Origin of the sequence: Colwellia sp. MB3u-55, from assembly GCF_014076785.1 — a bacterium.
GTDB lineage: Bacteria > Pseudomonadota > Gammaproteobacteria > Enterobacterales > Alteromonadaceae > Colwellia_A.
This window is the reverse complement of the sequence record NZ_JACGUS010000077.1, coordinates 110002-134977: the sequence shown is the minus strand read 5'-3', so window position 1 is coordinate 134977 and position 24976 is coordinate 110002. Positions and strand designations below refer to the sequence as shown.

Annotated in this window: 21 protein-coding genes and 1 pseudogene; 12 read left to right on the top strand and 10 right to left on the bottom strand. The window is 37.4% G+C overall.

Translation table 11 applies throughout. The features are described from left to right. Positions 1-93: 93 nt before the first annotated feature. Positions 94-867 carry an ABC transporter substrate-binding protein gene (locus tag H4J66_RS04760; protein ID WP_182171248.1) on the bottom strand — a complete coding sequence of 258 codons (774 nt, stop codon included), beginning with the start codon at positions 865-867 and terminating at the stop codon, positions 94-96. Between the two features lie 154 nt (positions 868-1021). Here H4J66_RS04760 and H4J66_RS04755 point away from each other — a divergent pair, with 154 nt between their 5' ends. The 3 genes from H4J66_RS04755 (at position 1022) to H4J66_RS04745 (ending at position 4328) form a co-directional block, all read left to right on the top strand. Then, the gene (locus H4J66_RS04755) at positions 1022-1339 is read left to right on the top strand and encodes a DUF2956 domain-containing protein (RefSeq protein ID WP_182171245.1); all 318 of its coding nucleotides are present in this window, start codon (positions 1022-1024) and stop codon (positions 1337-1339) included. A gap of 164 nt (positions 1340-1503) precedes the next feature. Continuing rightward, on the top strand, positions 1504-3375 hold the full coding sequence (locus H4J66_RS04750; protein WP_070376122.1) for a GNAT family N-acetyltransferase: 1872 nt from the start codon (positions 1504-1506) through the stop codon (positions 3373-3375). After that, on the top strand, positions 3372-4328 hold the full coding sequence (locus H4J66_RS04745) for a histone deacetylase family protein (RefSeq protein ID WP_182171242.1): 957 nt from the start codon (positions 3372-3374) through the stop codon (positions 4326-4328). Before H4J66_RS04750 ends, H4J66_RS04745 begins: the two co-directional genes overlap by 4 nt. A gap of 75 nt (positions 4329-4403) precedes the next feature. On the opposite strand, the pseudogene H4J66_RS04740 reads toward H4J66_RS04745, so the two are convergent. The 5 genes and pseudogenes from H4J66_RS04740 to yegD all read right to left on the bottom strand — a co-directional run bounded on the left by H4J66_RS04740 (position 4404) and on the right by yegD (position 8628). Beyond that, positions 4404-5352, bottom strand: a pseudogene (locus tag H4J66_RS04740) (DUF808 domain-containing protein). Between the two features lie 214 nt (positions 5353-5566). Beyond that, the gene (gene hpf, locus H4J66_RS04735; RefSeq protein WP_070377205.1) at positions 5567-5905 is read right to left on the bottom strand and encodes a ribosome hibernation-promoting factor, HPF/YfiA family; all 339 of its coding nucleotides are present in this window, start codon (positions 5903-5905) and stop codon (positions 5567-5569) included. Between the two features lie 124 nt (positions 5906-6029). After that, entirely contained in the window at positions 6030-6374 is a 345-nt protein-coding gene (locus H4J66_RS04730; protein ID WP_070376120.1) for a YajD family HNH nuclease, read from the bottom strand. Between the two features lie 116 nt (positions 6375-6490). Beyond that, on the bottom strand, positions 6491-7168 hold the full coding sequence (locus H4J66_RS04725) for a hypothetical protein (RefSeq protein WP_182171239.1): 678 nt from the start codon (positions 7166-7168) through the stop codon (positions 6491-6493). 101 nt (positions 7169-7269) lie between these two features. Next, a complete protein-coding gene (gene yegD, locus H4J66_RS04720; RefSeq protein WP_182171236.1) occupies positions 7270-8628 on the bottom strand; it encodes a molecular chaperone in 1359 nt (452 codons plus the stop codon). 591 nt (positions 8629-9219) lie between these two features. Between yegD and H4J66_RS04715 the strand changes: the two genes are divergently transcribed. The 3 genes from H4J66_RS04715 (at position 9220) to H4J66_RS04705 (ending at position 12186) form a co-directional block, all read left to right on the top strand. Then, positions 9220-10332, top strand: coding sequence for a DUF3083 family protein (locus tag H4J66_RS04715; RefSeq protein WP_182171233.1), 1113 nt, complete (start codon positions 9220-9222; stop codon positions 10330-10332). 137 nt (positions 10333-10469) lie between these two features. Beyond that, entirely contained in the window at positions 10470-11435 is a 966-nt protein-coding gene (gene rlmF, locus H4J66_RS04710; protein WP_182171230.1) for a 23S rRNA (adenine(1618)-N(6))-methyltransferase RlmF, read from the top strand. A 28-nt stretch (positions 11436-11463) separates the two neighbouring features. Further along, positions 11464-12186, top strand: coding sequence for a tRNA (adenine(22)-N(1))-methyltransferase TrmK (locus tag H4J66_RS04705; protein WP_182171227.1), 723 nt, complete (start codon positions 11464-11466; stop codon positions 12184-12186). Between the two features lie 156 nt (positions 12187-12342). Here the strand turns inward: H4J66_RS04705 and hppD are convergent, their stop codons facing one another. The 4 genes from hppD to H4J66_RS04685 all read right to left on the bottom strand — a co-directional run bounded on the left by hppD (position 12343) and on the right by H4J66_RS04685 (position 18985). Then, a complete protein-coding gene (gene hppD, locus H4J66_RS04700; protein WP_182171224.1) occupies positions 12343-13398 on the bottom strand; it encodes a 4-hydroxyphenylpyruvate dioxygenase in 1056 nt (351 codons plus the stop codon). 279 nt (positions 13399-13677) lie between these two features. Continuing rightward, positions 13678-15480, bottom strand: coding sequence for a DEAD/DEAH box helicase (locus H4J66_RS04695; protein WP_182171221.1), 1803 nt, complete (start codon positions 15478-15480; stop codon positions 13678-13680). A gap of 499 nt (positions 15481-15979) precedes the next feature. Further along, on the bottom strand, positions 15980-18382 hold the full coding sequence (locus tag H4J66_RS04690; RefSeq protein ID WP_182171218.1) for an ATP-binding protein: 2403 nt from the start codon (positions 18380-18382) through the stop codon (positions 15980-15982). A gap of 117 nt (positions 18383-18499) precedes the next feature. Continuing rightward, positions 18500-18985: a zinc ribbon-containing protein gene (locus tag H4J66_RS04685; RefSeq protein WP_182171216.1), complete on the bottom strand. Its 486-nt coding sequence runs from the start codon at positions 18983-18985 to the stop codon at positions 18500-18502. A 249-nt stretch (positions 18986-19234) separates the two neighbouring features. Between H4J66_RS04685 and leuS the strand changes: the two genes are divergently transcribed. The 6 genes from leuS to rlmH all read left to right on the top strand — a co-directional run bounded on the left by leuS (position 19235) and on the right by rlmH (position 24974). Next, positions 19235-21838: a leucine--tRNA ligase gene (gene leuS / locus H4J66_RS04680; protein ID WP_182171213.1), complete on the top strand. Its 2604-nt coding sequence runs from the start codon at positions 19235-19237 to the stop codon at positions 21836-21838. A 29-nt stretch (positions 21839-21867) separates the two neighbouring features. Beyond that, positions 21868-22389 carry an LPS assembly lipoprotein LptE gene (gene lptE, locus H4J66_RS04675; protein WP_259368541.1) on the top strand — a complete coding sequence of 174 codons (522 nt, stop codon included), beginning with the start codon at positions 21868-21870 and terminating at the stop codon, positions 22387-22389. Continuing rightward, a complete protein-coding gene (gene holA / locus H4J66_RS04670; RefSeq protein ID WP_182171210.1) occupies positions 22389-23432 on the top strand; it encodes a DNA polymerase III subunit delta in 1044 nt (347 codons plus the stop codon). The genes lptE and holA overlap by 1 nt, the downstream gene beginning before the upstream one ends. Further along, complete coding sequence (gene nadD / locus H4J66_RS04665; protein ID WP_182171207.1) at positions 23419-24087, top strand: nicotinate-nucleotide adenylyltransferase; 669 nt, start codon at positions 23419-23421, stop codon at positions 24085-24087. The genes holA and nadD overlap by 14 nt, the downstream gene beginning before the upstream one ends. A 70-nt stretch (positions 24088-24157) precedes the next feature. Further along, the gene (gene rsfS, locus H4J66_RS04660; protein ID WP_070376106.1) at positions 24158-24475 is read left to right on the top strand and encodes a ribosome silencing factor; all 318 of its coding nucleotides are present in this window, start codon (positions 24158-24160) and stop codon (positions 24473-24475) included. Positions 24476-24503: 28 nt separating this feature from the next. Then, positions 24504-24974, top strand: a complete 471-nt coding sequence (gene rlmH, locus H4J66_RS04655) for a 23S rRNA (pseudouridine(1915)-N(3))-methyltransferase RlmH (RefSeq protein ID WP_182171204.1) — start codon at positions 24504-24506, stop codon at positions 24972-24974. The last annotated feature ends 2 nt before the right edge of the window (positions 24975-24976 follow it).

Below are 24976 nucleotides of genomic sequence, written 5' to 3'. Positions count from 1 at the left end.
CCACGGTACTAAATAGTAAAATAAAATATTATCATTTAGCATTTTTAACCAATATCCGTATAATTCAACCAACCCATCGAGTAATAATAAGGTTTATTTTTTACAGTCATGGTCAAATTGTGGTGCTAACTCATCATAAGATATATTAAGTCTATTGATCAAATCTAAAGAAGTATTAAGACTACTCGCTAAATATAAATTACGTGTTAAGTAATCGATAGGAAAAATAGGTTCTATCTTGTCCACATATTTTGAATTGCTTTCAATGAGCGATGCAAAATATGTTGATGAGAGAACGATCAATTCAACGCGATCATAGACTAACATTTGCATAAGATTATCAGCATTATAAGAAATAGATAGATTTTTTTTGGGTTCAAAACCTAGCCTTAATAAATACTCAGCTGAAGCTTGTCCTTTTTGTACAGCAATAAGATAATTTTTTGCTTCTGCTAATGAATTAACTTGAATGTCAGGTCTTTTTTTTGAGCGATAAAATGAAAATTCTATTGAACATAATGGTGCTACCCACTGAAATAAAGACTCCCTCTCTTGTGTCCTTAACAGCGAAAATATAAAGATATTGGGTTGCGTTAACGCTAATTGATAAGCTCGTGCCCACGGATATATCTTTACCTGATAATCAATAGACGAATGATGAAAGAGCAATTTTACTTTATCAGCAGAAAGCCCACCAAGATCACCGTTTTCATTGATAACTTGGTAAGGTGGATAAATTTCAGATACAACCTGAATGCTAGGTGGATCCTGTTTGAAGGTTTTCACTTTATTTTCATTAGATGCATAACTATCGACATTAATAAAGATAAGTAAGACAAGTAATTCTTTTTTAAATAATAAAGCCATACAATTAAAAAATCTTCATTCAAAGTTCAACAACTACCTTCACTGGCATGCGCATGGTTTATCACTTTTTAAAAGTTAAGATAAGCCTTGCTCAACAGGTGAGGTTCTTATAGATTCATCCTTATGATATTAATATTAGACGATAATAAATAAAATGTTAGATAAACATTCTCCTGAAGTACAAGAACAAGCAATAAAAATAGCTAAAAGCATACAAAAGCCTAAACAAACGAAGGAGCAAACTAAACTTATTGCCCAAGGTATTGAGAAAGGTATTGCTGAATATAAGAAACAGCAGAGTAAAAAGTCTCGCATGCGTGATAAAGCCAAAAAATCATTACTGAGAGAAAAAATCAATCAAGAAAAAAGCACTGAAGCTTGCCCCCAAGAGACACCATCTAAAAGGGCACTTTACTTACCTTGGTTGCTTTTAGTCATCAGCTGGATTGGTTTTATTTTTTACAGTCAATGATAATAAATAAATTAATTACTTTTATAACCCAAAAGTGTGTATCTCAAGGTACAAGTCAATAGACAATAACGTTACGTTATACTCAATTGCCTTGATTTTAATCAATAAAGCCTTTAGCTGTTGCGGCATACTTTATTTATCATCATTAATGAGAGTCACTTACTATGTCATTATTCGACCAAGATAAGAAAACAGTAAAATGGGAACAATTCTTAAAATCAGGTAATCGCATTTTCATTGGCTCTAATGCCGCTGTACCAAACGCCTTAATCGACGATTTAATTGCCAACAGTGCAAAATTGCATGACATTGAAACGGTTCATATATTAACGCTTTCAGATAATAAGTGGGCAACACCTGAGCACAAAGATTTATTCAAAGTAAATGCGCTATTTATTGGTGGTAAAAATATTCGCGAAGCCATCGCAGAAGGCAGAGCTGACTATACACCGAGCTTTATTTCTGATATCCCCCGTTTATTTCGTGAAAATGTTTTACCACTTGATGCGGCATTAATTATGGTTAGTCCGCCAGATGAATATGGTTATTGTTCACTTGGCGTGAGCGTAGACATAGTGTCGTCAGCAGTAAAATCAGCAAAATATGTTATTGCACAAATCAATTCAAAAATGCCACGAACGAATGGACATAGTTTTGTTCATGTTAATCAAATTCATGCTTGGTTAGAGGCAGATCAAACTCTTCCTGTTTTAGCACAACCGAGTATTGACCGAGTGGCAGAGCAAGTAGGTCAATATGTTTCTATGCTCATTGAAGATGGCTCAACCCTGCAAATAGGTATAGGAAAAATTCCTGAAGCGGTCTTACGCTATTTAGCGAACCATAAAGATTTAGGCATTCATAGTGAGATGATCTCTGATGGCGTAATCGACTTAATACGTTCGGGTGTTATTAACAACCGTAAAAAGACCTTCCACAAAGGAAAAGCTGTGTTAACTTTTTGTATGGGAACGCAGCGACTCTACGATTTTGTTGATGGTAACCCCCATGTTGAATTCTATCCTTCAGAGCATGTTAACTCTCCAGTAAATATTGCTAAAAATGATAATATGGTTTCTATTAATAGCGCTATAGAAGTAGATTTGACTGGTCAGGTCGTTTCAGATTCTATTGGTTATCAATTTTATAGTGGTATTGGTGGTCAAGTCGATTTTGTACGTGGCGCGTCATTGAGTAAAGGTGGTAAACCCATTATTGCGCTGCCCTCGACAACTAAAGATGGAAAAACCTCTCGTATTGTTGCCCATATTACCGAAGGTGGTGGTGTGGTCACTTCTCGCGGTCATGTCTCTTATGTTGTTACTGAATATGGTATTGCTTCATTATTAGGGAAAAGTATCCGTGAACGAGCATTAGAACTTATTCGTATTGCTCATCCAAAATTTCGCGAGCAACTTTTAAAAGATGTCAGGAAAAACTATTGGGTGCCAGAATATCAAGAGAGCTCGCCAACCTCAGTACCTGAATTAGGCGAAATAGAACTCAAAAAATTTACCTTTGAAGACATTAATTATTATTTACGCCCCTTAGCTCCCGCTGACGAACGTCGTTTACAGGAGTTTTTCTATTCGCATACCAAAGAAACCTTGATCATGCGTTATAACCATCATGCCACACAAATGACCCGTGAAAACGCTTGTAAGTTAGTCAGTGTCGACCAACATAAAGATTTAGCCTTGTGCTTTACTCAGCGCACTAATTTAGCTGATGTTATCCATGCCGTTGGTCGCTACTACTTCATCGAAAGTCATAATTGTGGTGAAGTAGCTTTCGTTATCAGCGAGCATAAACGTGGTAAAGGAATGGCAAAAACCTTATTAGATGAAATAATAAAAATTGCTACCTTACGTAAGCTAGACAAGCTCATTGCCTGTGTAAGACGAGATAATGCGCCAATGTTAAAGGTTTTTGAAAAAGCAGGGTTTCTTCGAAAATATTCTGAAGAGATGGACGAACTCAATTTAGAATTACAATTAACAGCATCAACAATAGCAGAAATAGAGGAACAATCATGACAGTAGGTGTAATTGGTCATCATAAATGTAATGGGCACAGTATGGGGGATTATCATCCAGAAAGCCCAAAAAGACTGGGGGCGATTCAAGATCAGTTGATCCGCAGTGGTCTTGAATATGTTATCCGCCAATATGATGCTACACCTATCGACCGAGATCTCATTTCACTTGCTCACGATGACAAGTATATCCAATATATTTTTGATAATGCTCCAAAAACAAGCGATCAAGATGCCATTTTTCGCCTTGATGATGATACCAGCATGAATGCTGATACCTTACCAGCTGCCTTATTATCGGCTGGTGCAGCCATTAATGCCGTTGATTTAGTGATGGATAAAACCTTAACTGCCGCTTTTTGTGCTACGCGCCCTCCTGGGCATCATGCTGAATATGATAAAGGTATGGGGTTTTGTTTTTTTAATAATATTGCTATCGCAGCCGCTTACGCAAAGAAAAAATATAAACTAGAACGTGTCGCGATCGTAGATTTTGACGTACATCATGGTAATGGCACCGAAGATATTATTAAAAGAGCCACCGCTAATGGCAAAGAACAAGGTTACTTATTTTGTTCAAGCTACCAGTACCCTTTTTATCCTTTTGAAATGCAAGAAAGTGATACGCCACCTATTATCAACACCCCCTTACCTGCCACTTGCAAAGGCCCTGAGTTTAGAGCAGCAATATGTAAGCATTGGTTGCCAGCTTTAGAGAAATTTAAACCACAAATTATTTTCATTTCTGCTGGTTTTGACGCTCATATCGAAGATGAAATGTCGCAAATTAGCCTGACTGAGTGTGATTACCGTTGGGTAACGGATGAACTTAAGACCATTGCTGATAAGTACAGCGAAGGTCGAATAATATCAATGCTTGAAGGAGGCTATGCTTTAAGTGCTTTAGGACGAAGTGTCGTTGAACATATGAAAGGTTTAATCAGTAATCAGTAATCAGTAATCAGTAATCAAGCATGTAGCTGAATGTTTTTAAACATCAGCTACATTAAACTAACCACAGAAAACATATTAATGGGCTTTTTTAAGTGACTTTACTAATGTTACGACTAATAACACTAAGCCTCCGGCAATAATACCTATGATACCTTCGGTTAATATCGGTACTATAATTTCAGCGATCGCCCCAAAAGTGTTCGCCAGAAATTCAACCATATGATGTACCTGCTTATGCAACCATGAAAAACTATGGACCAAAATACCACCACCTACAAGAACATTGCAATAGTACCAACCACTGTCAGCGTTTTCATTAATGCCGGGGCAAAAATAAGTAAACCGCGCCCTAAAGCTCGTTGAATGGCATTAAAGCGCCCCGAAACAGACTTTATTAATAAGTATAAGCCTAAGTCGTCAAGTTTAACGATAGCGGCAACAAGCCCATAAACACCAAAGGTTATTGCTAGGGCAAGTCCAGAAACGACCGAAACTTGAACTTCAAAGGCAGCCTCTTGAACTGTGCCTAAAGCAATAACAACAATTTCTGCTGATAATATAAAATCAGTGCGCATGGCACCTTTAATTTTTTCTCTTCAAAGGCGACTAAATCTACGTTTTCATCGGCTAAAGCTAACAACTTTTTTTGATGTGCCCCTTTTTGATCTTGAGATGAATTATCATTATGTTGGAAGAATTTATGGAAGACCTTTTCAAAACCTTCAAAGCATAAAAACAGCCCGCCAATAACAGGCAAGAGAGTAATTAAGGGCGGCACAAAAGCACTAATAACTAAAGCGGTAGGCACAATGATAAGTTTGTTTAACAGCGACCCTTTAGCAACAGCCCAAACTACCGGTAATTCACGTTCAGCTTTAACTCATGAGACCTGCTCAGCATTCAGTGCTAAATCATCCCCTAATACGCCAGCTGTTTTCTTTGCTGCGACTTTTGATAAGATAGCGACATCATCAAGTACTGTTGCAATATCATCGAGTAAGGTTAATAAACTTGATCCGGCCAATGGTTTCTCCCTGTTTACGCTGCCAGTTATAGACATCATCGTTATTTACCATCCACAATGGAAGGTCTAGATTTGTCGGCAGCTAAAATAACGTGCAACAAGCACTATTGCAGCAAAGACTAGGATGCCTAAAGCTGTTATGAACATTTTCCTGAACATAAAAAAGGCTGCTCATAGCAACCTTTGTTAAGATAATAAACTAATTAGATTACATTTATTCCACAGGTAAAAATGCATCTGATTGCTCAACTTCATATTTTTTATGTAATTTTGCAGCTAAGACACCTTTGCGGTGAGCGAGGGCTGCTTCCATCTTTTTAGCAGCACTTGCAATAGCAGCGTACAACTCTTTTCCTGATGCCGTTACGGAGATCTCATTACCTTCATAGTGAGTAGAAACTTCTAATTTTTGTTGATGAGGCTCGACGGTAATAATTGCGCTAATAGAAGTGAGACTTGGGTAATGCTTAGCAACTTTTTTAAACTTGTCCTCAATTGACTGCTGGATACCTTCAGTAATTTCAACATGGTGACCGGAAATATTTATTTTCATAATGTTACCTTTTACTAAGAGAAAATTGTCTTCACTTAATATACTCAGGGTTATCTCGGTAAAACACAATGGTAATTTTGTAAAAAAATGAAAAAAATTGTAACCACGTTGAAATATAGATAAATTATTTCTTAAGCATTGATTTCAAGTCAGCAAATGGATTATAGGTTGCCGTATCTTGATTAGTATCACCGGCAATAACTTCTGTTTTATATTTAGCGTGATCTGTATATTTAGCGTGCTCGTTATCGTGACAGTAAATACATAACAGTTCCCAATTACTTCCATCATTTGGATTATTAGTATGGTCGTGATCAACATGATGCACAGTTAACTCCATAAGGTTTGAATAAACAAACTCACGAGCACAGCGGCCACAGACCCAAGGAAATAATTTGAGGGCACGGTCACGATAACCCTTTTCTTTGGCTTTGTAATTGAGGCTTGCGCCTAAGGTATCAGAGGACATAATTAAGCAATATGAAAGTAAACATAAACCATTGTAAAATGCTGCTTAAATATGTTCAATGTCTATTTCAATTCAATTCAATTCAATCAACATAACGCTTCAAAGGCTTAACGCATTTAAATGACTTCAATCTTATATTCAATATCCTGCATCATATGTCCATGTACCGAATTATCATGATGGTACTGGGCATTAAACTTTAACGTATGAACACCTTTAGCTAAGGGGCGCAACATTAACCAATAGCCATCAGTAGCAGAAGGATAAACTTTTTCTGTTGCTTGTGTTTTCGCAAGTAATGCGTGTAAATCAAAACACTCTTTTGATTTTATTCGATTATTACGGATATTGGGAATAGATTGGCCATCAAGTTCAGCATAAACAAAATATAACTCTCCATTGTTTAATGCCGCTTCTTGTTTTACTTCATCACAGGTTTTACTGACATTTTGTTCTGGCCAATACGCCATATTAATAATAGGAAAGAAGATATGTTTACCATAAGGAATAATGCAATGCCGCTTTATTTTCGAGGTGCCATAACCACCGGCTAAAAACCAAACATTCCCTTTTTGATTAACACCGCAAAACTCTCCAGTACTATCACGCACCGGAGAGCTTCTATCACTCATTGTTTGGGTCCATTGCCACCAAGTATTCGCATATTGATCAAGTGATTTACCGGCAATGCTTTCATTAACGCCAACAACTATCGGTTGATAATTATTAGCTAAGCCACTGAAGGTGAAAAAACTATAAATAAAACAAATAAAACTTAATGTTTTAATACACATATCAATTCCTTTTTAAATGTAAAACCAGTCACAACTCCACAGTATTGTTTTTAACATTGTTGACACTACTATTACAAGATAATTGCAGTGAAATAGTCATGCTATTGAAATACTTTTTCAGCCCAGCGCGCTAAGCCGACGGTTACACTGCCAAAGTGATCGCCAGCAATCACCGGCGTATTTGGCATTTGCTCACGTAAAAATTGGTTTAACACCGGTGACTTTGCTGAGCCTCCAGTAACAAAAATCACATCAGGTTGGCAATTAGCTTGCACCACACATTCATTCATCAATTGAGCAATTTGCTTCAATTGTGAAGAGCTTGCTTTCAACATCAAGGCACGATTAACTTCTACTTTTAAATTATCAGCTAATTCATCTAGGTATATTGGCTGAGAGTCTTGTTCGGTTAAGCCTATTTTTGCTTGCTCTGCACCATTAACAATAAGGTGACTTAATTTTTGCTGGTGAACCTTTAACAAACGTGAGAATACCTCAGGGTGTTTAGCATCGCGTTGCAGCGTTTGCAAATAACGATAATTGGCTTGACTGTAAAAATTAGTTTGCTCGCTAATATTATTAATGGCCACAGCTTGATTAAAACTATTAACAGGCATAGGTTTACCCGTTTTTAACGTATCATTCATCCCTAGGCTTGGCATTATTCCCTTGAGCGCTAATTGAATATCGAAATCATTACCGCCAATACGAACACCGGTGTGCGCAAGCAAATGTTGCTCTCTTGAAGTACTGCTTTTAAATTGTGGTCCCATCAATAACATTGAACAATCAGTAGTACCACCACCTATATCAACAACCAAAACTTTCGTTTCTTCTTGCAAACTTGCTTCATATTCAAAACCAGCGGCAACTGGCTCATATTGAAATTCTACACTCTTATAACCGACGCGTTTAGCTGCATTAGTTAATATCGTTAGCGCTTGACGATTACTTTCTTCACCTTTTAAGCCTTGAAAGTTAATCGGTCTGCCAATAACAGTCTGCGTTATTTCTTTTTGCTGGTTTTCTTCAGCCAATGTTTTTATGTTGCTCATCATTGCAGCAACAATATCTTCGAATAAGTTAATTTGGCTATCAACCAAACCACTCGCCCCTAAAAAGGATTTTGGTGACTTAATGTAATAGCCTTCTTCAGGATCTTCTAGGTATAGGTTCAGCGCCGTTTGGCCAAACGATAATTCACTAGGGATGCCATCGAGCTTTAGCTCTCGTAATACATTCTGACCCCTTTGTAATGGACCAACCCGTTGTTGTTTGAACAGGAGCTGTTGCTCTTCACTTAATTGTTGACATAACCAATGAGAAATAATGTCTCGACTTGGTGCGTATAGTGTTGAAGGAATATACTTACCATGTTCGCCTAAAGATAATATCTTCGGCTGGCCACTTTCCATTACTGCGACAGCACAATTTGAAGTACCGTAATCAAAACCTATCATTGTTTATTTATACCACTGAGTCTAAAAGGGGTCGCGTAGCATACTGGGCAAGTGAGTAATTTTCAACTCATTAATAAATTTCAGTGATGTAATCGGTTTACTAACGCGGGTATTTACATTTTATTCAGTTGGTACCAATGACATTAAATAATAGTCTTCAGTGCAATTAAAAATAACTTTATTTATCTAAGACTTTTGTTTTAAAACGCCTTAGTTAATTAACTGTCTCTTTTGAACATGATTATTACGACTATCAAAATATATTTTTCTTAGTGGATATAAATGTGCCACACCGTATGTTTTACCCACTAAGTCCTACGCATTAGGTTGCTCATTTGCAAAATGCGCTACTTAATAAAAAAATGAGCTTAATAATAGTACATTGACTTTTTAAAGGTTTCACTGGGGTATTGTCATATAATAAAATGGCTATTAGTTCACTAACTTGCTGATATTTATTTACCCTCGAAAATTTTTAAACGAGAGAATAAAGTGATCATACTCCAAATTTTTGTTTTAGATCATGTGAATACAGACGCTTCTTGTTATAATGCCTTTAAGATTTATGACTCTATTTAATAAGGAAATAAAATGCCTATCTCACGTTCTCGTAATAGTCAGCATAAAGTATACATTCCGTCATCTGCGCGTACTAATCACTACTTGTTAGTTAAATTCCCACTGACTGACGAGTTAATCAGTCTTAACAATCAATTAATTGATCGAACTAGTGAGCAGCCCTACCAGCGTCTATATCAACATTTAGCTGATAGTTTCTTTGACGTGAATAATAAATTAGACATAGAAAGTGGACAATTTATTGCTAACGGAAAATTTGCTCGTATCCGTTATAGCCCAGAAAAATTAACCGTACAAACTGATGAAGAAATTCTTTTTTTGTACAGTCCGCGCAACCATTACAGCCAAAACACTTACATTAATGGCAAAAAGCGCGTGCGAGTTATTACACTGGTATTTTTAGCTAATGGTGACGATGTTCGCCAAACCTCAGCAGAGTTTCATAAGAATGTTGTGCTCGCTTTAAATGAGTTTATTGACGTTAACCACATTAATAAATCAACAGTAAGAGTCTGTGATCACCAACATTTTACTTATGATTTATTCTCTAAAGATAAAGGCGTTACGGGTACACAAACCCATAAATTACGTACTTTAAAAAATCGCTATGCCGCTGATGATATTAGCTTGCCAGACAAAAGAGATGTACTTACTTATGTAGTGGCTGATTTACCTATTAACCGCCGCATCAAAGAACTACTTAATATTGATAAATCAAAAGAGCAACCTTATCAACCACTCTATGATTTAATCAGCCATGCTTTTATTGAGTCGGCTAATAAGCAACATTTATTCGAAGGTGCTATTTTAGCCAATGGTTTAATACCTATCGTCAGAAGTCGTTTGGAAGAAAAGCATAAAGCTGCAGGTGAGTTACAAAAATTAAGCTTCAACCCATTTGAACCTAATAATAACTTCACCTTACATTTTGCTGGCGATTGCTTAGTTGATTCCATACAATTTGTTATCATAGCAACAGAAGATCATAAAACGAGTCAAGGCTATGGTAAATTCCTTAATTTAGCTGAACAAGCACTGCGTTCAACTGCTGAAAAACTAGGCTATGTTAATTCGAAAGAAGAATTAGTCATCCGTTTACACCAGCACCTAGGTTATGACCTTTAAACCATTCAAGTAAAGATGATGCTATTGACGTTTGTCGTATAACCTTTATATACGACAAACTTATCATTTATTATCATGTGGCATGGCTATAAAGGAAATGTTAAAATGTTAGGGATATTTATTTGTAGAGAAAATTCGTGCCATTAAAACAAAACCTTCATCCAAGCAACCGCCATAACAACGGTTATGATTTTTTAGCACTGTGCCAGTCGTTACCGACATTAAAACCCTTTGTTCATACCAATAAATATCAGAACTTATCTATTGATTTTGCCAATGCAAAGGCGGTAAAAGCACTTAATCAGGCATTATTGAAATATCACTATCAAGTAAATCAATGGGATATACCTACGGGGTATTTATGTCCACCTATCCCTGGCAGAGTCGACTATATTCATTATCTTGCTGATTTATTAGTAATATCACTCCCTGCAACTTCAACCTTAAAGGAAAGCAAAGTATCCGTGCTTGATATAGGCGCCGGGGCAAGTTGCATTTATGCTATTTTAGGTCAACGTGAATATCAATGGCAGTTTACTTGCACCGATATAGATCCGACGTCCATTAAAGTTGCCAAGCAAATAATCTCTGCTGACAAGTCGTTTAAAAAATCGATTACTTGTCGCTTACAGCCGAATTCATCACAAATATTTAATGGCATCATTGAAGAAGATGATCGCTTTGAATTAACCATGTGTAACCCTCCTTTTCATCGTTCATTGGCTGAGGCAACAAAAGGCTCAGCTCGGAAAGTCAAAAATTTAGCGGCAAATAAAAAAACGTTAACACCTTCCCTAACAACCAGCCCCAGTGTTTCGTTAAATTTTGGCGGTCAAAATGCGGAATTATGGTGCGAAGGTGGCGAGCTTGCCTTTATTAATCAGATGATAAAAGAAAGTAAATCTATCCAAAAACAAGTGCTATGGTTTACCTGCTTAGTGTCAAAAAAAGACCACATTAGCCAACTAAAGCAGACGCTTAATAAGTCGAAAGCCAAACAAATAAAAGTTGTAGATATGGCGCAAGGACAAAAAATCAGTCGTTTTATTGCTTGGAGTTTTCTCGATGAAAGCCAGCAAAAAAATTGGTTTAATTTGGTTTGATTTGGTTTAATTTGGTTTAAGCATGCAGATGAGAAACATTAGTCAACGATTGCAAAAAATAGATAATATGGTCAGTACTCACTATCAAAGCATTTGGGATTGTTGCTGTGATCATGGTTTACTGGGACTAACATTATTAAAGCGCCAAACAGCTGACACTGTGCATTTTGTCGATATTGTTCCCTCATTAACCACGCATCTTGAATCATTATTACAAAAGCACTTTAGTGCAGACGACTATATCCAAGCTTGGCAGGTCCATTGTATTGATGTCGCAAAGCTACCGTTGGCAATACAAGATAAACAGTTAGTTATTATTGCTGGCGTTGGTGGAGAGCTACTCATTAGTTTTATTGAAAGTATCATCACTAATTTTCAGCAAAACTCGCTCGTTCCCCCAACAAGCGAAATAGAGTTTATCGTTTGCCCCGTGCATTACAACTACCCTGTAAGACAAACCCTAATAGCTCATAATTTTATTTTACTGGATGAATGTATCGTTACTGAAAACAAACGTTGCTATGAAATTATCCATGTCAAAAAACAGTTTGGTGCATCTGCCGACATTGATAACACTTTAAATAAAATATCACCTACCGGTGATAAAATGTGGGATTTGTCGATTAAATCACATCAACAATATTTAGCGAAAACCATTGGCCATTATAAGCGTATGTTACTGGCCGCAAAAGATAATGAGAAACAAACGATTAACCGTATTATTGAACAATACTCTTCCCTTACAACCTAGCTAAGAAAACCTTAAAAAAATCTGGATTAATTTGTATTACATCTAAGTTTATTCGTTAAAAATCAAGTAACTAAGCCACTTAAATAAACGAAAAATAGCAACAAAAAAGGCCTGCATAAGCAGACCTTTAATCATTATACCGCTCATTTATAAAAATTAAACGGTACCTTTTTCCATTTGGTTAAGCTCAATAGATTTAAACAAAGCGGTAAAATTGCCTTCTCCAAAACCTTGGTCGTCAACACGCTGAATCATTTCGATAAAGATTGGACCAAAAATATTTTTAGTGAAAATTTGTAATAAATACGAGTTTTCTTTTTGGCTATCGACAAGAATTTGATGATCTTGAATGCGTTTATGATCTTCTTTAACCCAAGGAATGCGTTTAAATACGTCATCATAATACTCAGGGACGATATCAAGGGTATCAATAATATTTTTATCTAACTTGTCTAAAGAGCCAACTAAGTCATCACTGATAAAGGCTAAGTGTTGAACACCAGGACCGTTATACTCATCTAAGTACTCATCGATTTGGTTATTCTTCTTACCCTTACCTTCATTAATTGGTAAGCAGAAAGTGCCACAAGGCGATGCTAACGCGTATGAAATTAGTGCAGTTTTCTCACCTTTAATATCAAAGTAGCGCACATCGGTAAAGCCAAAAATATCTTTATAGAAATTAGCCCAATGCTCCATCGTACCTTGATGAACATTGTTCGTTAAATGATCAACACGTAAAAAACCTTTATCTTCGTTAATAACCGGAGCGTCAATCGCTTCAAAGTCATCTTCGTAGATAGAACCCGGATTAGTCGTTGACGCTGCAAATTTCTCAATAAAATAAATTAAACTGTCACCAATACCAAAAATAGCGGGATAAGGTAATTTGTTGTCTTCATTAGCCGCAGATTTAGCACCACGCTTAATCGCTTCTTCAAAAGCAAAATCAGCATTGTCTACACGCCAGCCCATAGAGCAAATAGCAGGACCATGGCTTTTAGCAAATTCTTTTGAAAAACCTGCTTTTTCATTATTTAATAAAAAATGAATATCATTTTGATTAAAGTAATCGATATCACGACCTTTAAACTTTTTTGTTTTTGAAAAACCAAAACCATAAAAAGCGTTTTCCATAAAATCTGAATCGGGTGTCGCATATTCAGTGAATTCAATACCACGAAGGTTAAGTGGATTTTTTACATCAGTCATGTTTATCTCTCTTAAAGAATCAATAGCTGCATTATTGCTAGGTTTTCAATGAAGAGATAGCGCAAAGCAAATCTAATAAAGCAACGCAGCGTAACAGAAAATGTACGTGCTATCTGTGCGGAATGTATTCGACGTCAAGACAAGCCATATAGTGCTTAGCCAATAGCTGTTCAGTTATGTTTACATGACTAATTAACGCTAAAGTATTCATGCTTTTTGGCAAATTACGGGCATAAAAAAAGGTACGATATACGTACCTTTTTATTATTTATTTATCGACTAGCTAGGACGATTAGAACGCTCTTGACGTTTACGAGGACGATCAGTTGTTGGTGTTGATTCAACCGTCTTAACATCTGAAACCGTAATTTCTAATGATTGACGACGAATTTTAACACGCTTTAATTGCTCAAATGACTTCTCTGGCATACCTTTTGGTAACTGAACATAAGTATGTTTATCATGTAAGTTAATGGCACCGATGTAGCTACTATCTAACGAAATTTCATTAGCGATTGCGCCAACGATATCACCAGGACGTGCACCATGCTCTTTACCTACTTCTAAACGGTATGTCTGCCAATCAACGTCGGTACGGTTAACTTTAACTTTACGAGGAGCACGTTCGCCACCACGCTCAGCGCCACGTTCACCACCACGTTCATTTCTGCCGCCACGACTTTCGTTACGACCACCACGCTCACTTCTAGAATCACGGTCACTACGTTCACGCGTTTCACGACGAGGCTTAGGATCTTCTTTTGGTTGTAATGGCTGGTTTAATTGTTTTTGGAACAATAAAGCTGCAGCTAAATCAGTCATAGAAAGCTCTGATTCATTGGCCATTGCTTCAACAATTTCACGCATGTTTACTAAATCTTTATCTGCAACAATTTGCACCATTTCAACACGTGTACGTTCAATACGTTTTTTACCAATTTCTTCAATATTTGGTAATTCATAAGTGTTAATAACACCTGAAGTTAAACGTTCGTAATGACGTAGAGAGTGCATTTCGCGAGGACGAACAAATGCAATTGACATACCTTCACGACCGGCACGACCTGTTCGACCGATACGGTGAACATAAGCTTCATTGTCGCCTGGTAAATCATAGTTAACCACTAATGAAATACGTGGAATATCTAAACCACGAGCAACAACATCAGTTGCCACTAATATAGATGACTTACCTGATTTCATTTGTTCGATACAACGTTCACGTTGTGCTTGGTTCATGTCGCCGTTTAAAGCTAATGCTGGGTAACCAGCTCGCTCTAGTTGTTCTGCAACTTCTACCGTGTCGCTACGAGTACGTACGAAAACTATCATCGCATCGTAATCAACGATTTCAGCTATACGCTCTAAAGCGGTAATTTTACGAATGCCACTAACTTTCCAAGCAAATTGAGAAATATTTGCTTTTGACTGTTTAACAGCAGCAATTTTAATATGTTCTGGATCTTTTAAGAAACGGTTAGCAATTTTACGAATTGCTGGTGGCATAGTTGCAGAGAACAAAGCCATTTGCGTCGTTTCTGGTAAATGGTCAAGTATCCACTGAATGTCTTCAAGGAAACCCATGTTAAGCATTTCATCAGCTTCATCAAGTACACAAAAAGATAAGTTACCTAGTTTTAGACTCTTACGACGTAAGTGATCCATTAAACGACCAGGTGTGCCAACAACAACTTGAGCGCCACGCTCTAATTGTTGAAATTGTGGCTGGTATGATTGACCACCGTATAAAGTAGCAACCAATAAACCTTTCATATTTTTACCGAAGCTTTCAATTGCTTCAGCAACTTGCATCGCTAATTCACGTGTTGGTGCTAACACCATTAACTGTGGCTTTTTCAATGAAACATCAATTTTAGCCAATGCAGGTAAACCAAAGGCAGCAGTTTTACCTGTACCTGTTTGTGCTTCACCTAAAACATCTTTACCCGCTAATAATGGCGGAATAGTTTTTGCTTGAATATCAGTTGAGTTTTCGAAACCGATAGATTTTACAGCAGATAATAAAGTTTCAGGCAAGCCTAAAGAGTCAAAGCTCACAGGAGCATCGTTAGAAGTAGTCATAAATTTTGTCTTCTCTTGTGGCGGAATAGGTTAAAAGTAACCAAAACATTCCGCGTTATATACGAGGAAACCACCAGGAAGACTTAAGGCACGTTCACTAAAGAACATAGGGCTAATAAAGAATATTAGCTAAGAAGTCTATTGGGCGGAAAACCCCACTCATTTCGTATAACCAGTGTGAAAGAAAATATTCAAGTCAGAATCACTGTTATCGAGGCGCGCATTATACTGACATTTATTTATTATTCAAGGTATATAAATCATTTTGTTCAAAAAACAATCAGAAAAATGTATTTAATACCAATAAAGATAAATAACAGCGGTAATGAGATTGGCCGTGAAAAAGAAATGGCTGGGGTTAAATTACAAATACTGACAAGTAATCCTCTGTGGCCTGAGCTATATCGGTCATTTTATCTAGACATTGATATAAAAAAGGCCAGACGCTTATATATGCCTGACCTATATTAAAATCATTTAAACGTAGATAATATTTTAATTACTCGTCAGCACCCGTTAACAAATCAGAAAAAAGTGAAAGTTTATTTAAAACTAAACCATGAATAGATTTTCTTGGGTAGCGCCCCGTTCGACTAATTTCTCCAGCGGGTTCATTCATCAGCAACTCTAATGCTTGATCAATGTCTTCAACAGCGTGAATGGCAAATTGGTTGTTTTTAACCGCTTCAATAACATCGTCCGCTAACATCAGATTATTAACATTGGTGCGCGGAATAATAACCCCTTGTTTTCCCGTTAAGCCTTCGTCCTTACATAAACGATAAAAACCTTCAATTTTTTCATTTACGCCACCAATTGATTGCACACCTCCGTGCTGGTTAATCGAACCAGTAATGGCAAAGCCTTGTTTAATTGGCAGTAAAGAAATAGCAGAAATAAGCGCACAAAGTTCCGCCATAGACGCACTGTCACCATCAATATGTCCGTAAGACTGTTCTATTGCAAGGTTAGCAGAAATTGACACTGGAAAACCTTGCCCGTATTTATGTCCTAAATACCCGGTTAATAACAGCACGCCTTTGGAGTGAATAGACTTACCTAAGTCTACTTCTCTTTCTATATCAGTGACACCTTCACTTCCCGCATAAACGGTTGCTGTAATCCGCGCAGGCGTTCCAAAAACACTGTCTCCTATTTCTAAGACAGTTAAACCATTGACTTTACCGATATGGTGCCCTTGGGTGTCAATCAATACTTGTTTTTCTTTTATTTCGCCTAACCATGACTCACTCATTCGGCCAGTTCTTCGCTGTTTAGCTGCAAGCGCTAAAGCAACATGGCTGGCAGTTAAATGACCTTTGTTGTCTGTTTTTTTCCACAAATAAAAAGCTTCATCAAGTAAGTCGTTTACTTGAACAATATTAGCCGAAATCTTATGTTGATGCTCTGCACGTCTCAATGCATAGCGCACTAGCTCTAATACAGCTTCATTACTGACATGTGGATAGCTGTATTTATGTGCACGCTGGCGAATCAAATGAGCGTAATCATTAAGATTTTCTTCGTTACTTTCAAGATACTGATCAAAGTCTGCTAAGACCCTAAATAATTCGGTGAACTCTTGATCATAGTCTTGCAACATGTAATAAATTTCGGGGTCACCAAGCAATATCACTTTAACGTTTAATGGAATTTTTTCAGGTTGTAAGCTAAATGAGCCCGGTTGACTATATTCGGAGTAAGGATTTTCAATGGTAATTTCTTGTGATTTAAGCGCTAATTTTAAACGTGCCCAGACAAGGGGTTGATTGAGTAACTTGTCTGCCTCTAAAATTAAATAACCGCCATTAGCCTTATGTAATGCTCCAGGTCTAATTAATCGATAACTGGTATAGGTGCTTCCTTGAAAGCTCGCGAAATCAACATGGCCAAATAAGTTTTGAAAGGTTGGGTTTTGCTCATAAATAACAGGAGCGCCAGCATCAGGTTTTTGAGAAACGAGTAAATTAGGTAAAAATTGTTCAACCATAAGTTTACGCGCATCTTTATCGTTTCTGTTCTCAACACTTTCATCAACAAGAATTTCTAAAACAGTATCGACTACATGGGTTTTTACTTTTGACAAGTACTTTAACACACCAATATTACTGGAAAACTCATGTTCTAATTCTTCTAGAAACGGCCTAATAGCTTGTTCTGCTGTCTCATTTTTTAATTTACGTAATTTATCCGATGAGATGCGTTTCCATTGTGGTAATTCAATCAATTTTTCAGAGAGGAAATTTTCTAATTTATCTAGCAACAGATAAAAGTCAGCACGTTTACCTTCATCTAAACCGGCAAATTCTTTATCATTTAAAGGTTTTCCCTCAACCAGCGGTGAAAAACCAATCTCTCCATTTTCTTCAAATAATAAAACATTATCTTTTAAAGCACTTTCTTCGACTTCAGCGATGGCTTGATCATATTTTTTATTAAATGCGCGATCAACCGCCGACTTTTGTCGTTGATAACTTGGGTTATCAAAAATCTCAGGAAACACGTCTAATAATTCATCAATAAAAGTATTGATACGTGCCAATAATTGTTTACCATCTCCGGGACTTAAATAGAGGTTGTGCGGTGCATGAACATCATCAAAATTATTGATATAACACCACTCATAAGGCGTTTCTTGATTGCCAGCGGTTGTTGCTAACATTTGCTTAATTAAGGTTTGTCTGCCCGTACCATGCTCTCCCATAGCAAAAACATTAAAACCAGGAGCTTCCATAGACAAACCAAATTCAAGCGCCTCTTTAGCGCGAGCATGACCGATAATAATTTGCTCTACATCAGGAGTGACTTCAGCATTAGAAAACTGCTCAGCAGATAATTGAGCAGTTAATTTTTCAACAGGTAACCGAGTAATTGAAGAAGTTAACTTAACGGATGAAGGCATACAATATCTCACTGATAACGCTTAAAAAAAAAGCGTATAATAATTAATAAATTTAATAATGCCAGTGTACCCTCATTTTAAATAATTAGTAAATTTTAGTGGCGTCCCAGCTTCGTTTTAAGGAGCAAAGGGTAACCTTATAAAAGAACTACCGCCGCAATTAAAACAATCAGCAACATCCGCCGCATGACTGTATGTTATTTTTTCTTGGCAATGCTGGCACTCTAACAAACCAAAACCAATAAAGTCGCCCGTTTCATATAGACCACGATGCTTAATATCTTCATCAAGCTCTGACCACTCCACTTGTGACTTATCAGTAATCGCTTGCATATTTTTCCAGAAAGACTCATTGAGTAAGCCTAAATAGAGGGAATGTTTGGCTTGTGCTTCATTTTGAATAATAAATTCGTTGATATCAAAACGTAAATTATCAACAAACTGCTTAACTTTCTCTTCAGGTAGTTTTTCTGCCGCTTGCAAGTAAAGCTTACTTTGCTCTACTTTGTTAACAATATCAGTTATCTCATGCTGGTTAACATCTTCAGCCCATGTAACTAAAGCTTGATAAAGCTCTTGAAAAACACTATTTTTTGATTTCATAACACATTCCTTGACGACTTATAGATTAAGTATAGCTAGTCATAGCTTTATAGAAAAAACAAATCAAATAAACTTCTAAAAACTATAACATATCCTTCCTTTACTTCAATATGCTCAAAACAGTATCTTGATGTGAGACAGGTATATAAGGTATTCTATCGCCATTATTTTTATGCGTTCATAATCGCGGTCAATTTACTATTGATTGGCTAATGAACACCACATTCTAAAGTGTTTGAGAAATCTTTAATGGAATCCATTTACAATCCCCAAGCTATCGAAGCGCAAGTTCAAAAATTTTGGACTGATAACAATACCTTTAAAGCCGAAGAAAAGCCCGGTCAAGAAAAATATTACTGTCTTGCTATGTTCCCTTATCCAAGTGGACGTTTACATATGGGGCATGTGCGTAATTATAGTTTAGGTGATGTTATCTCTCGCTATCAGCGCCTGCAAGGCAAAAATGTTATGCAACCTATGGGTTGGGACGCATTTGGTTTACCTGCAGAAAATGCGGCAATTAAAAACAAAACAGCGCCAGCTAAATGGACCTATGAAAATATTGATTACATGCGTAACCAATTACAATCACTGGGTTTTGCTTACGACTGGAGCCGTGAATTAGCGACGTGTAAAAAAGACTATTACAAATGGGAACAATGGTTCTTTACGCAACTTTACGAAAAAGGTTTAGTTTATAAGAAAAATGCTACGGTCAACTGGGATCCCGTTGATCAAACAGTATTGGCAAACGAGCAGGTTATTGACGGACGCGGTTGGCGTTCAGGCGCACCGGTTGAACGTAAAGAAATTCCACAGTGGTTTATTAAAATTACTGATTACGCTGAAGAGTTACTTACAGATTTAGACCAACTTACCGAATGGCCAGAACAAGTTAAGACCATGCAACGTAATTGGATTGGCCGCAGCGAAGGTATTGAAATGACCTTCCAAGTTGCAGATTCAAATGAAAGCTTTGACATCTATACTACACGTCCAGATACACTCATGGGAGTTACTTACGTAGCACTTGCTGCGCAGCATCCACTGGCTTTAGCTGCAGCAAAAAACAACCCAGCTTTGAGTGACTTTATTACAGAATGTAAAACCAATAAATCTACCGAAGCCGATATGGCAACGATGGAGAAAAAAGGTGCCGATACCGGTCTTAAAGCGATTCACCCACTAACGGGTAACATCGTTCCAGTATGGGCAGCAAACTTTGTCTTAATGGATTACGGTTCAGGTGCAGTAATGTCTGTTCCTGGCCACGATCAACGTGACTTCGAATTTGCCACTAAATACAGCTTGGACATTACCCAAGTTATTGCTGGTAGCAAAGACGACGATTTCAGTAAAGCAGCAATTACTGAAAAGGGTTTGTTAATTAATTCAGGTGAATACGACGGTTTAGGCTTTGAAGCGGCCTTTAAAGCGATATCAGAAAGATTAATCAGTGAAAACAAAGGATCTGTAAAAGTTAACTACCGTTTGCGTGACTGGGGTGTTTCTCGTCAGCGTTATTGGGGTACTCCCATTCCTATGATGCACCTAGCAAATGGTGAATCTGTCGCTGTACCTCTTGACCAGTTACCCGTTGAGTTGCCTGAAGATGTTATCATGAATGGCGTTACATCACCGATTAAAGACAATCCTGAGTGGGCAAAAACCACTTATAACGGTGAAGAAGCATTCCGTGAAACTGATACTTTTGATACGTTCATGGAATCCTCTTGGTATTACGCACGTTACTGTTCACCGAACGATGATACCCAAATGATTGATCCCGCTAAGGCAAATTATTGGCTACCTGTTGATCAATACATCGGCGGGATTGAGCATGCTATTTTGCATTTACTTTACGCGCGTTTTTTTCACAAGTTATTGCGTGACGCCGGTTTAGTAAACTGTGATGAACCGTTTAAAAAGTTATTATGTCAGGGCATGGTATTAGCAGATACCTATTACCGCGAGGCAGATAATGGTGGTCAAGATTGGATTTCACCAACAGATGTAGACGTTGAGCGTGATGAAAAAGGACAAGTTACTTCGGCTGTTAGCAAGCTTGACGGCAAACCAGTTATTTCTGCTGGTATGAGTAAAATGTCAAAGTCAAAAAATAACGGCATCGACCCACAAGAAGTTATAAGCAAATATGGCGCAGATACTGTACGTTTATTTATTATGTTTACTTCACCACCAGAGCAAACCCTTGAATGGTCTGATTCAGGTGTTGAAGGCGCACACCGTTTCTTAAAGCGTGTTTGGAAACTCGCCTTTGATTTTAGCGAACAAGTCAAAGAACATGGCGAAGTGGCACTACTGAGCACATTAACTTTAAATGCAGCGCAGAAAACATTACGCCGCGAGTTGCACAAAACTATAGCAAAAGTCAGTGATGATATTGGCCGAAGAAACACCTTTAATACCGCTATAGCTTCAATTATGGAATTAATGAACCATTTATCGAAAGCAAATTTGGTTAGTGTTGAAGACAGAGCGGTTATGCAAGAAGCCGTTCGCGCTGTCATTATAATGTTGACGCCAATTACACCACATATGTGTCATGAGATTTGGAAAACATTAGGCGGTGCGAATAACAATAATGCCTCGATTGAAGAAGCATCTTGGCCTATCGTTGATGAGAGTGCTTTGGTTGAAGACGAGAAGTTAATTATCGTACAAGTTAACGGTAAGGTACGTGCTAAAATTACTGTTTCAGCTAACGCCAGCAAAGAAGAAGTTGAAGCCTTAGGTTTAAGTGATGAAACAGTGGTCCGCTTTATTGATGATAAGACAATTCGTAAAGTTATCTATATACCGGGTAAACTTTTAAACATTGTTGCTAACTAATCGCGAAAGAGTCCTACAAGGTAATAAGAATGAGCCATATGCACAAAAAAAAGACAAAACACCAAACACGGGTAGCCACGGCTACTTTGGTGTTACTCACCTTGTTTTTATCAAGCTGTGGCTTTGCTTTACGCGGTGATTACTTATTATCGCCGCAACTGCAAACTTTGCACTTAAGTTCCGCTGATAAATTTGGGGAGCTTACTCGCCAAGTTAAGCAACACTTAACGATAAATAAAATAAAGTTGCTAAGCCAAGCTACAGAGAATGTCCCGCAACTTAAACTTTCAAAAGACAGCCTAAATCGTCGCACTTTATCCGTATTTCCAAATGGGCAAGTGGCAGAATACGAATTGATTTATACCGTTAGATATCGGCTAGTACTTTCACAAAATGATGTTCGCTCTTTTGTTTTTGAACTTAATCGCGATTATCAAGATGATCCCAATATTGCACTTGCTAAAAGTCGGGAACTGGAATTAATGTTAAGTGAAATGCGTAAAGAAGCGGCTAATAAAATCTTACGCGACCTCTCTACGATTAAAATCTAATGCGGATCTATCATAACCAGCTATCTAATACCCTCAATCAGGGGTTTAAGCCTGTTTGGTTAGTTTTTGGTGATGAGCCTTGGCAAAAGAACAACAGCTTAACCGCAATAAAACAGCACTGTCAGCAACAGGGGTTTAGTGAAGTTATCCGTTTTAGTGCTGACGATAAATTTGACTGGAACCTTTTGGTTGAAGAGTATCAAGCGATGAGCCTATTTTCAGCACAGCGCATCATTGAAATAGAACTAGTCAACGGGAAAATAGCTGACGCCGGCAGTAAAATACTACTTAAACTCAGTGAAAACTTTCATCCTGATGTACAGCTAATCTTTCATGGCCCTAAAATCGACAGTGCGGGTCAAAAACGAAAATGGTTTAAATCATTAGAACAGTTAGGTTGTTTTGTCCCGCTTTATGATATTGAAGGTCGTCAATTACAACAGTGGTTAAATCAACAAATCAAACAGCATAAATTAAATATTCATCACGATGTCACCCCATTGATGATAGAGCTTTTTGAAGGTAACTTACCGGCTTTAGAACAAGAATTACAAAAATTTTCATTGTTGTTTGGTACACAACTAATTGTTGCTGAAGACGCAGAAAAATTACTCATTAAACAAGCAAAATTTAACCCTTTTCAGGTGGTTGATACCTTACTTAGTGGTGACTTGAAAAAATGTATTGGCATGTTAGATCAACTGCAACACGAAGGCGCTGCAATCGGTCAGCTTATTTGGTTTATTCACAAAGAGATAGTGCAATTATCAACTATGCTAGAGCAAATTGAACAAGGTGAGAGTATCGATAGTATTTATAAAAAATATCGAATATGGGATAAAAAGAAACCTCTGTATCAGTATGCCCTTAAACATATTAGTCGTGACAATATTTACCAAGCTCAAGCGCGTTTAGCACAAACTGACTTGATCAGTAAAACCAGTAGTGACTTTAATCCTTTTATATTACTGGCAGATGTTTGTATAAGTCTCTATCACGGGCAAACCACCACAAAATTCAATTTAGATTATGAATTCGACTAAGCGAGTAAGCGAAATTAAGAAAAATATTGCCATAATGGGGGGAACATTTGACCCTATCCATAATGGCCATATTGAAACAGCAAAAGAAACAGCAACATGGCTTAATGTTGAACAACTCTTCTTTTTACCTGCCCATTTGCCGCCTCATAAAAACACCACAACAGCCAGCGCTAAGCACCGAACAGCTATGGTGAACCTTGTTTGCCAACAGCAGCCATTATTTCAGCTTGATAATCGCGAATTAAAACGACATAGCGCTTCTTATACCGTCAAAAGTTTACGTGAAATAAAACAAGAGCAACCCAACAGTCGGGTTTTTTTTATCATAGGGATGGACTCGTTCCTTAACTTTACTCTATGGCATCAATGGCAAACTATTTTGTCACTCTGTCATATTGTCGTCAATATTCGACCTGGCTATCAATTAAATCAAATTAATACCGCCACTCAACAACTATTAAAAAACCATCAAATAGATGACCTAGCAGAAATAAAGCAACAAGATGCTGGCGGCATTATTTTCCATCAAAACCAGTCGCTTAATATTTCTTCAAGTGAAATACGCCAACAACTTTTAAGCAATAAAAAACAGAATAATCACCTAACAGAATGCGTACATCATTACATTATTGAAAAAAAACTCTATCAAAAATAATTTGCTAGTTAACCTGCAGAAAAAATGATGATATTATAGCGCATTATTATTTACACTAAGAGTAATTCCCTTGCAAGTTGAAGCGTTAAACGCATTTGTTATTGAAAAAATCGAAGAAATGAAAGGTCGTGACATCACGACTTTAGACATCGGAAAAAAATCAGGCTTTGCTGATTATATGGTTGTCTGTTCAGGTAACTCGAATCGCCATGTTAAATCTATTGCACAATCGGTTGCCATCGAATGCCGCGCTAAAGGTATTGAGCCGTTAGGTATTGAAGGTAATGATGTTGGCGAATGGGCGTTAGTTGATTTAGGCAATTTAATTGTTCACGTAATGACAGACGAAATTCGTGACCGTTACCAGTTAGAAGAATTGTGGAACTAAGCTAATAGTGAAGGTAAACTAAACTATTATGCGACTTACCTTATATGCTGTTGGCAATAAAATGCCAGCATGGGTTACTCAAGGCTTTAACGAATATTGTCGTCGATTTCCGCGCGACATGTCGTTTCATTTAGTAGAAATCCCGCCAGGTAAGCGTGGTAAAAACGCCGATATAGCTCGCATTCTAGAAAAAGAAGGCGAATTATTACTAAACGCAATCCCAAAGGGTAACCGTATTGTTACGCTTGAAGTGGAAGGTAAACCGTGGACAACACCACAGCTTGCTCAACAACTTAAGCGTTGGCAATTAGACAGTCGCGATGTGGCTTTACTTATTGGTGGCCCCGAAGGTTTAGCCCCCGCTTGTATTAAAACTTCAGAACAAAAATGGTCTTTATCGCCATTAACCCTGCCACATCCAATGGTGCGTATTGTTGTCGCTGAAAGTCTGTATCGAGCTTGGAGCATTAACAATAACCACCCGTATCACCGAGAGTAATA

Coding starts and splice junctions, on each gene's coding strand:
- lptE (WP_259368541.1), top strand. CDS start 21,868: ATGAGCCATATGCACAAAAAAAAGACAAAACACCAAACACGGGTAGCC.
- H4J66_RS04715 (WP_182171233.1), top strand. CDS start 9,220: ATGCCTATCTCACGTTCTCGTAATAGTCAGCATAAAGTATACATTCCG.
- H4J66_RS04685 (WP_182171216.1), bottom strand. CDS start 18,985: ATGAAATCAAAAAATAGTGTTTTTCAAGAGCTTTATCAAGCTTTAGTT.
- nadD (WP_182171207.1), top strand. CDS start 23,419: ATGAATTCGACTAAGCGAGTAAGCGAAATTAAGAAAAATATTGCCATA.
- H4J66_RS04730 (WP_070376120.1), bottom strand. CDS start 6,374: ATGTCCTCTGATACCTTAGGCGCAAGCCTCAATTACAAAGCCAAAGAA.
- H4J66_RS04695 (WP_182171221.1), bottom strand. CDS start 15,480: ATGACTACTTCTAACGATGCTCCTGTGAGCTTTGACTCTTTAGGCTTG.
- hpf (WP_070377205.1), bottom strand. CDS start 5,905: ATGAAAATAAATATTTCCGGTCACCATGTTGAAATTACTGAAGGTATC.
- H4J66_RS04750 (WP_070376122.1), top strand. CDS start 1,504: ATGTCATTATTCGACCAAGATAAGAAAACAGTAAAATGGGAACAATTC.
- hppD (WP_182171224.1), bottom strand. CDS start 13,398: ATGACTGATGTAAAAAATCCACTTAACCTTCGTGGTATTGAATTCACT.
- H4J66_RS04690 (WP_182171218.1), bottom strand. CDS start 18,382: ATGCCTTCATCCGTTAAGTTAACTTCTTCAATTACTCGGTTACCTGTT.
- H4J66_RS04705 (WP_182171227.1), top strand. CDS start 11,464: ATGAGAAACATTAGTCAACGATTGCAAAAAATAGATAATATGGTCAGT.
- yegD (WP_182171236.1), bottom strand. CDS start 8,628: ATGATAGGTTTTGATTACGGTACTTCAAATTGTGCTGTCGCAGTAATG.
- H4J66_RS04760 (WP_182171248.1), bottom strand. CDS start 867: ATGGCTTTATTATTTAAAAAAGAATTACTTGTCTTACTTATCTTTATT.
- H4J66_RS04725 (WP_182171239.1), bottom strand. CDS start 7,168: ATGTGTATTAAAACATTAAGTTTTATTTGTTTTATTTATAGTTTTTTC.
- holA (WP_182171210.1), top strand. CDS start 22,389: ATGCGGATCTATCATAACCAGCTATCTAATACCCTCAATCAGGGGTTT.
- rlmH (WP_182171204.1), top strand. CDS start 24,504: ATGCGACTTACCTTATATGCTGTTGGCAATAAAATGCCAGCATGGGTT.
- leuS (WP_182171213.1), top strand. CDS start 19,235: ATGGAATCCATTTACAATCCCCAAGCTATCGAAGCGCAAGTTCAAAAA.
- H4J66_RS04755 (WP_182171245.1), top strand. CDS start 1,022: ATGTTAGATAAACATTCTCCTGAAGTACAAGAACAAGCAATAAAAATA.
- H4J66_RS04745 (WP_182171242.1), top strand. CDS start 3,372: ATGACAGTAGGTGTAATTGGTCATCATAAATGTAATGGGCACAGTATG.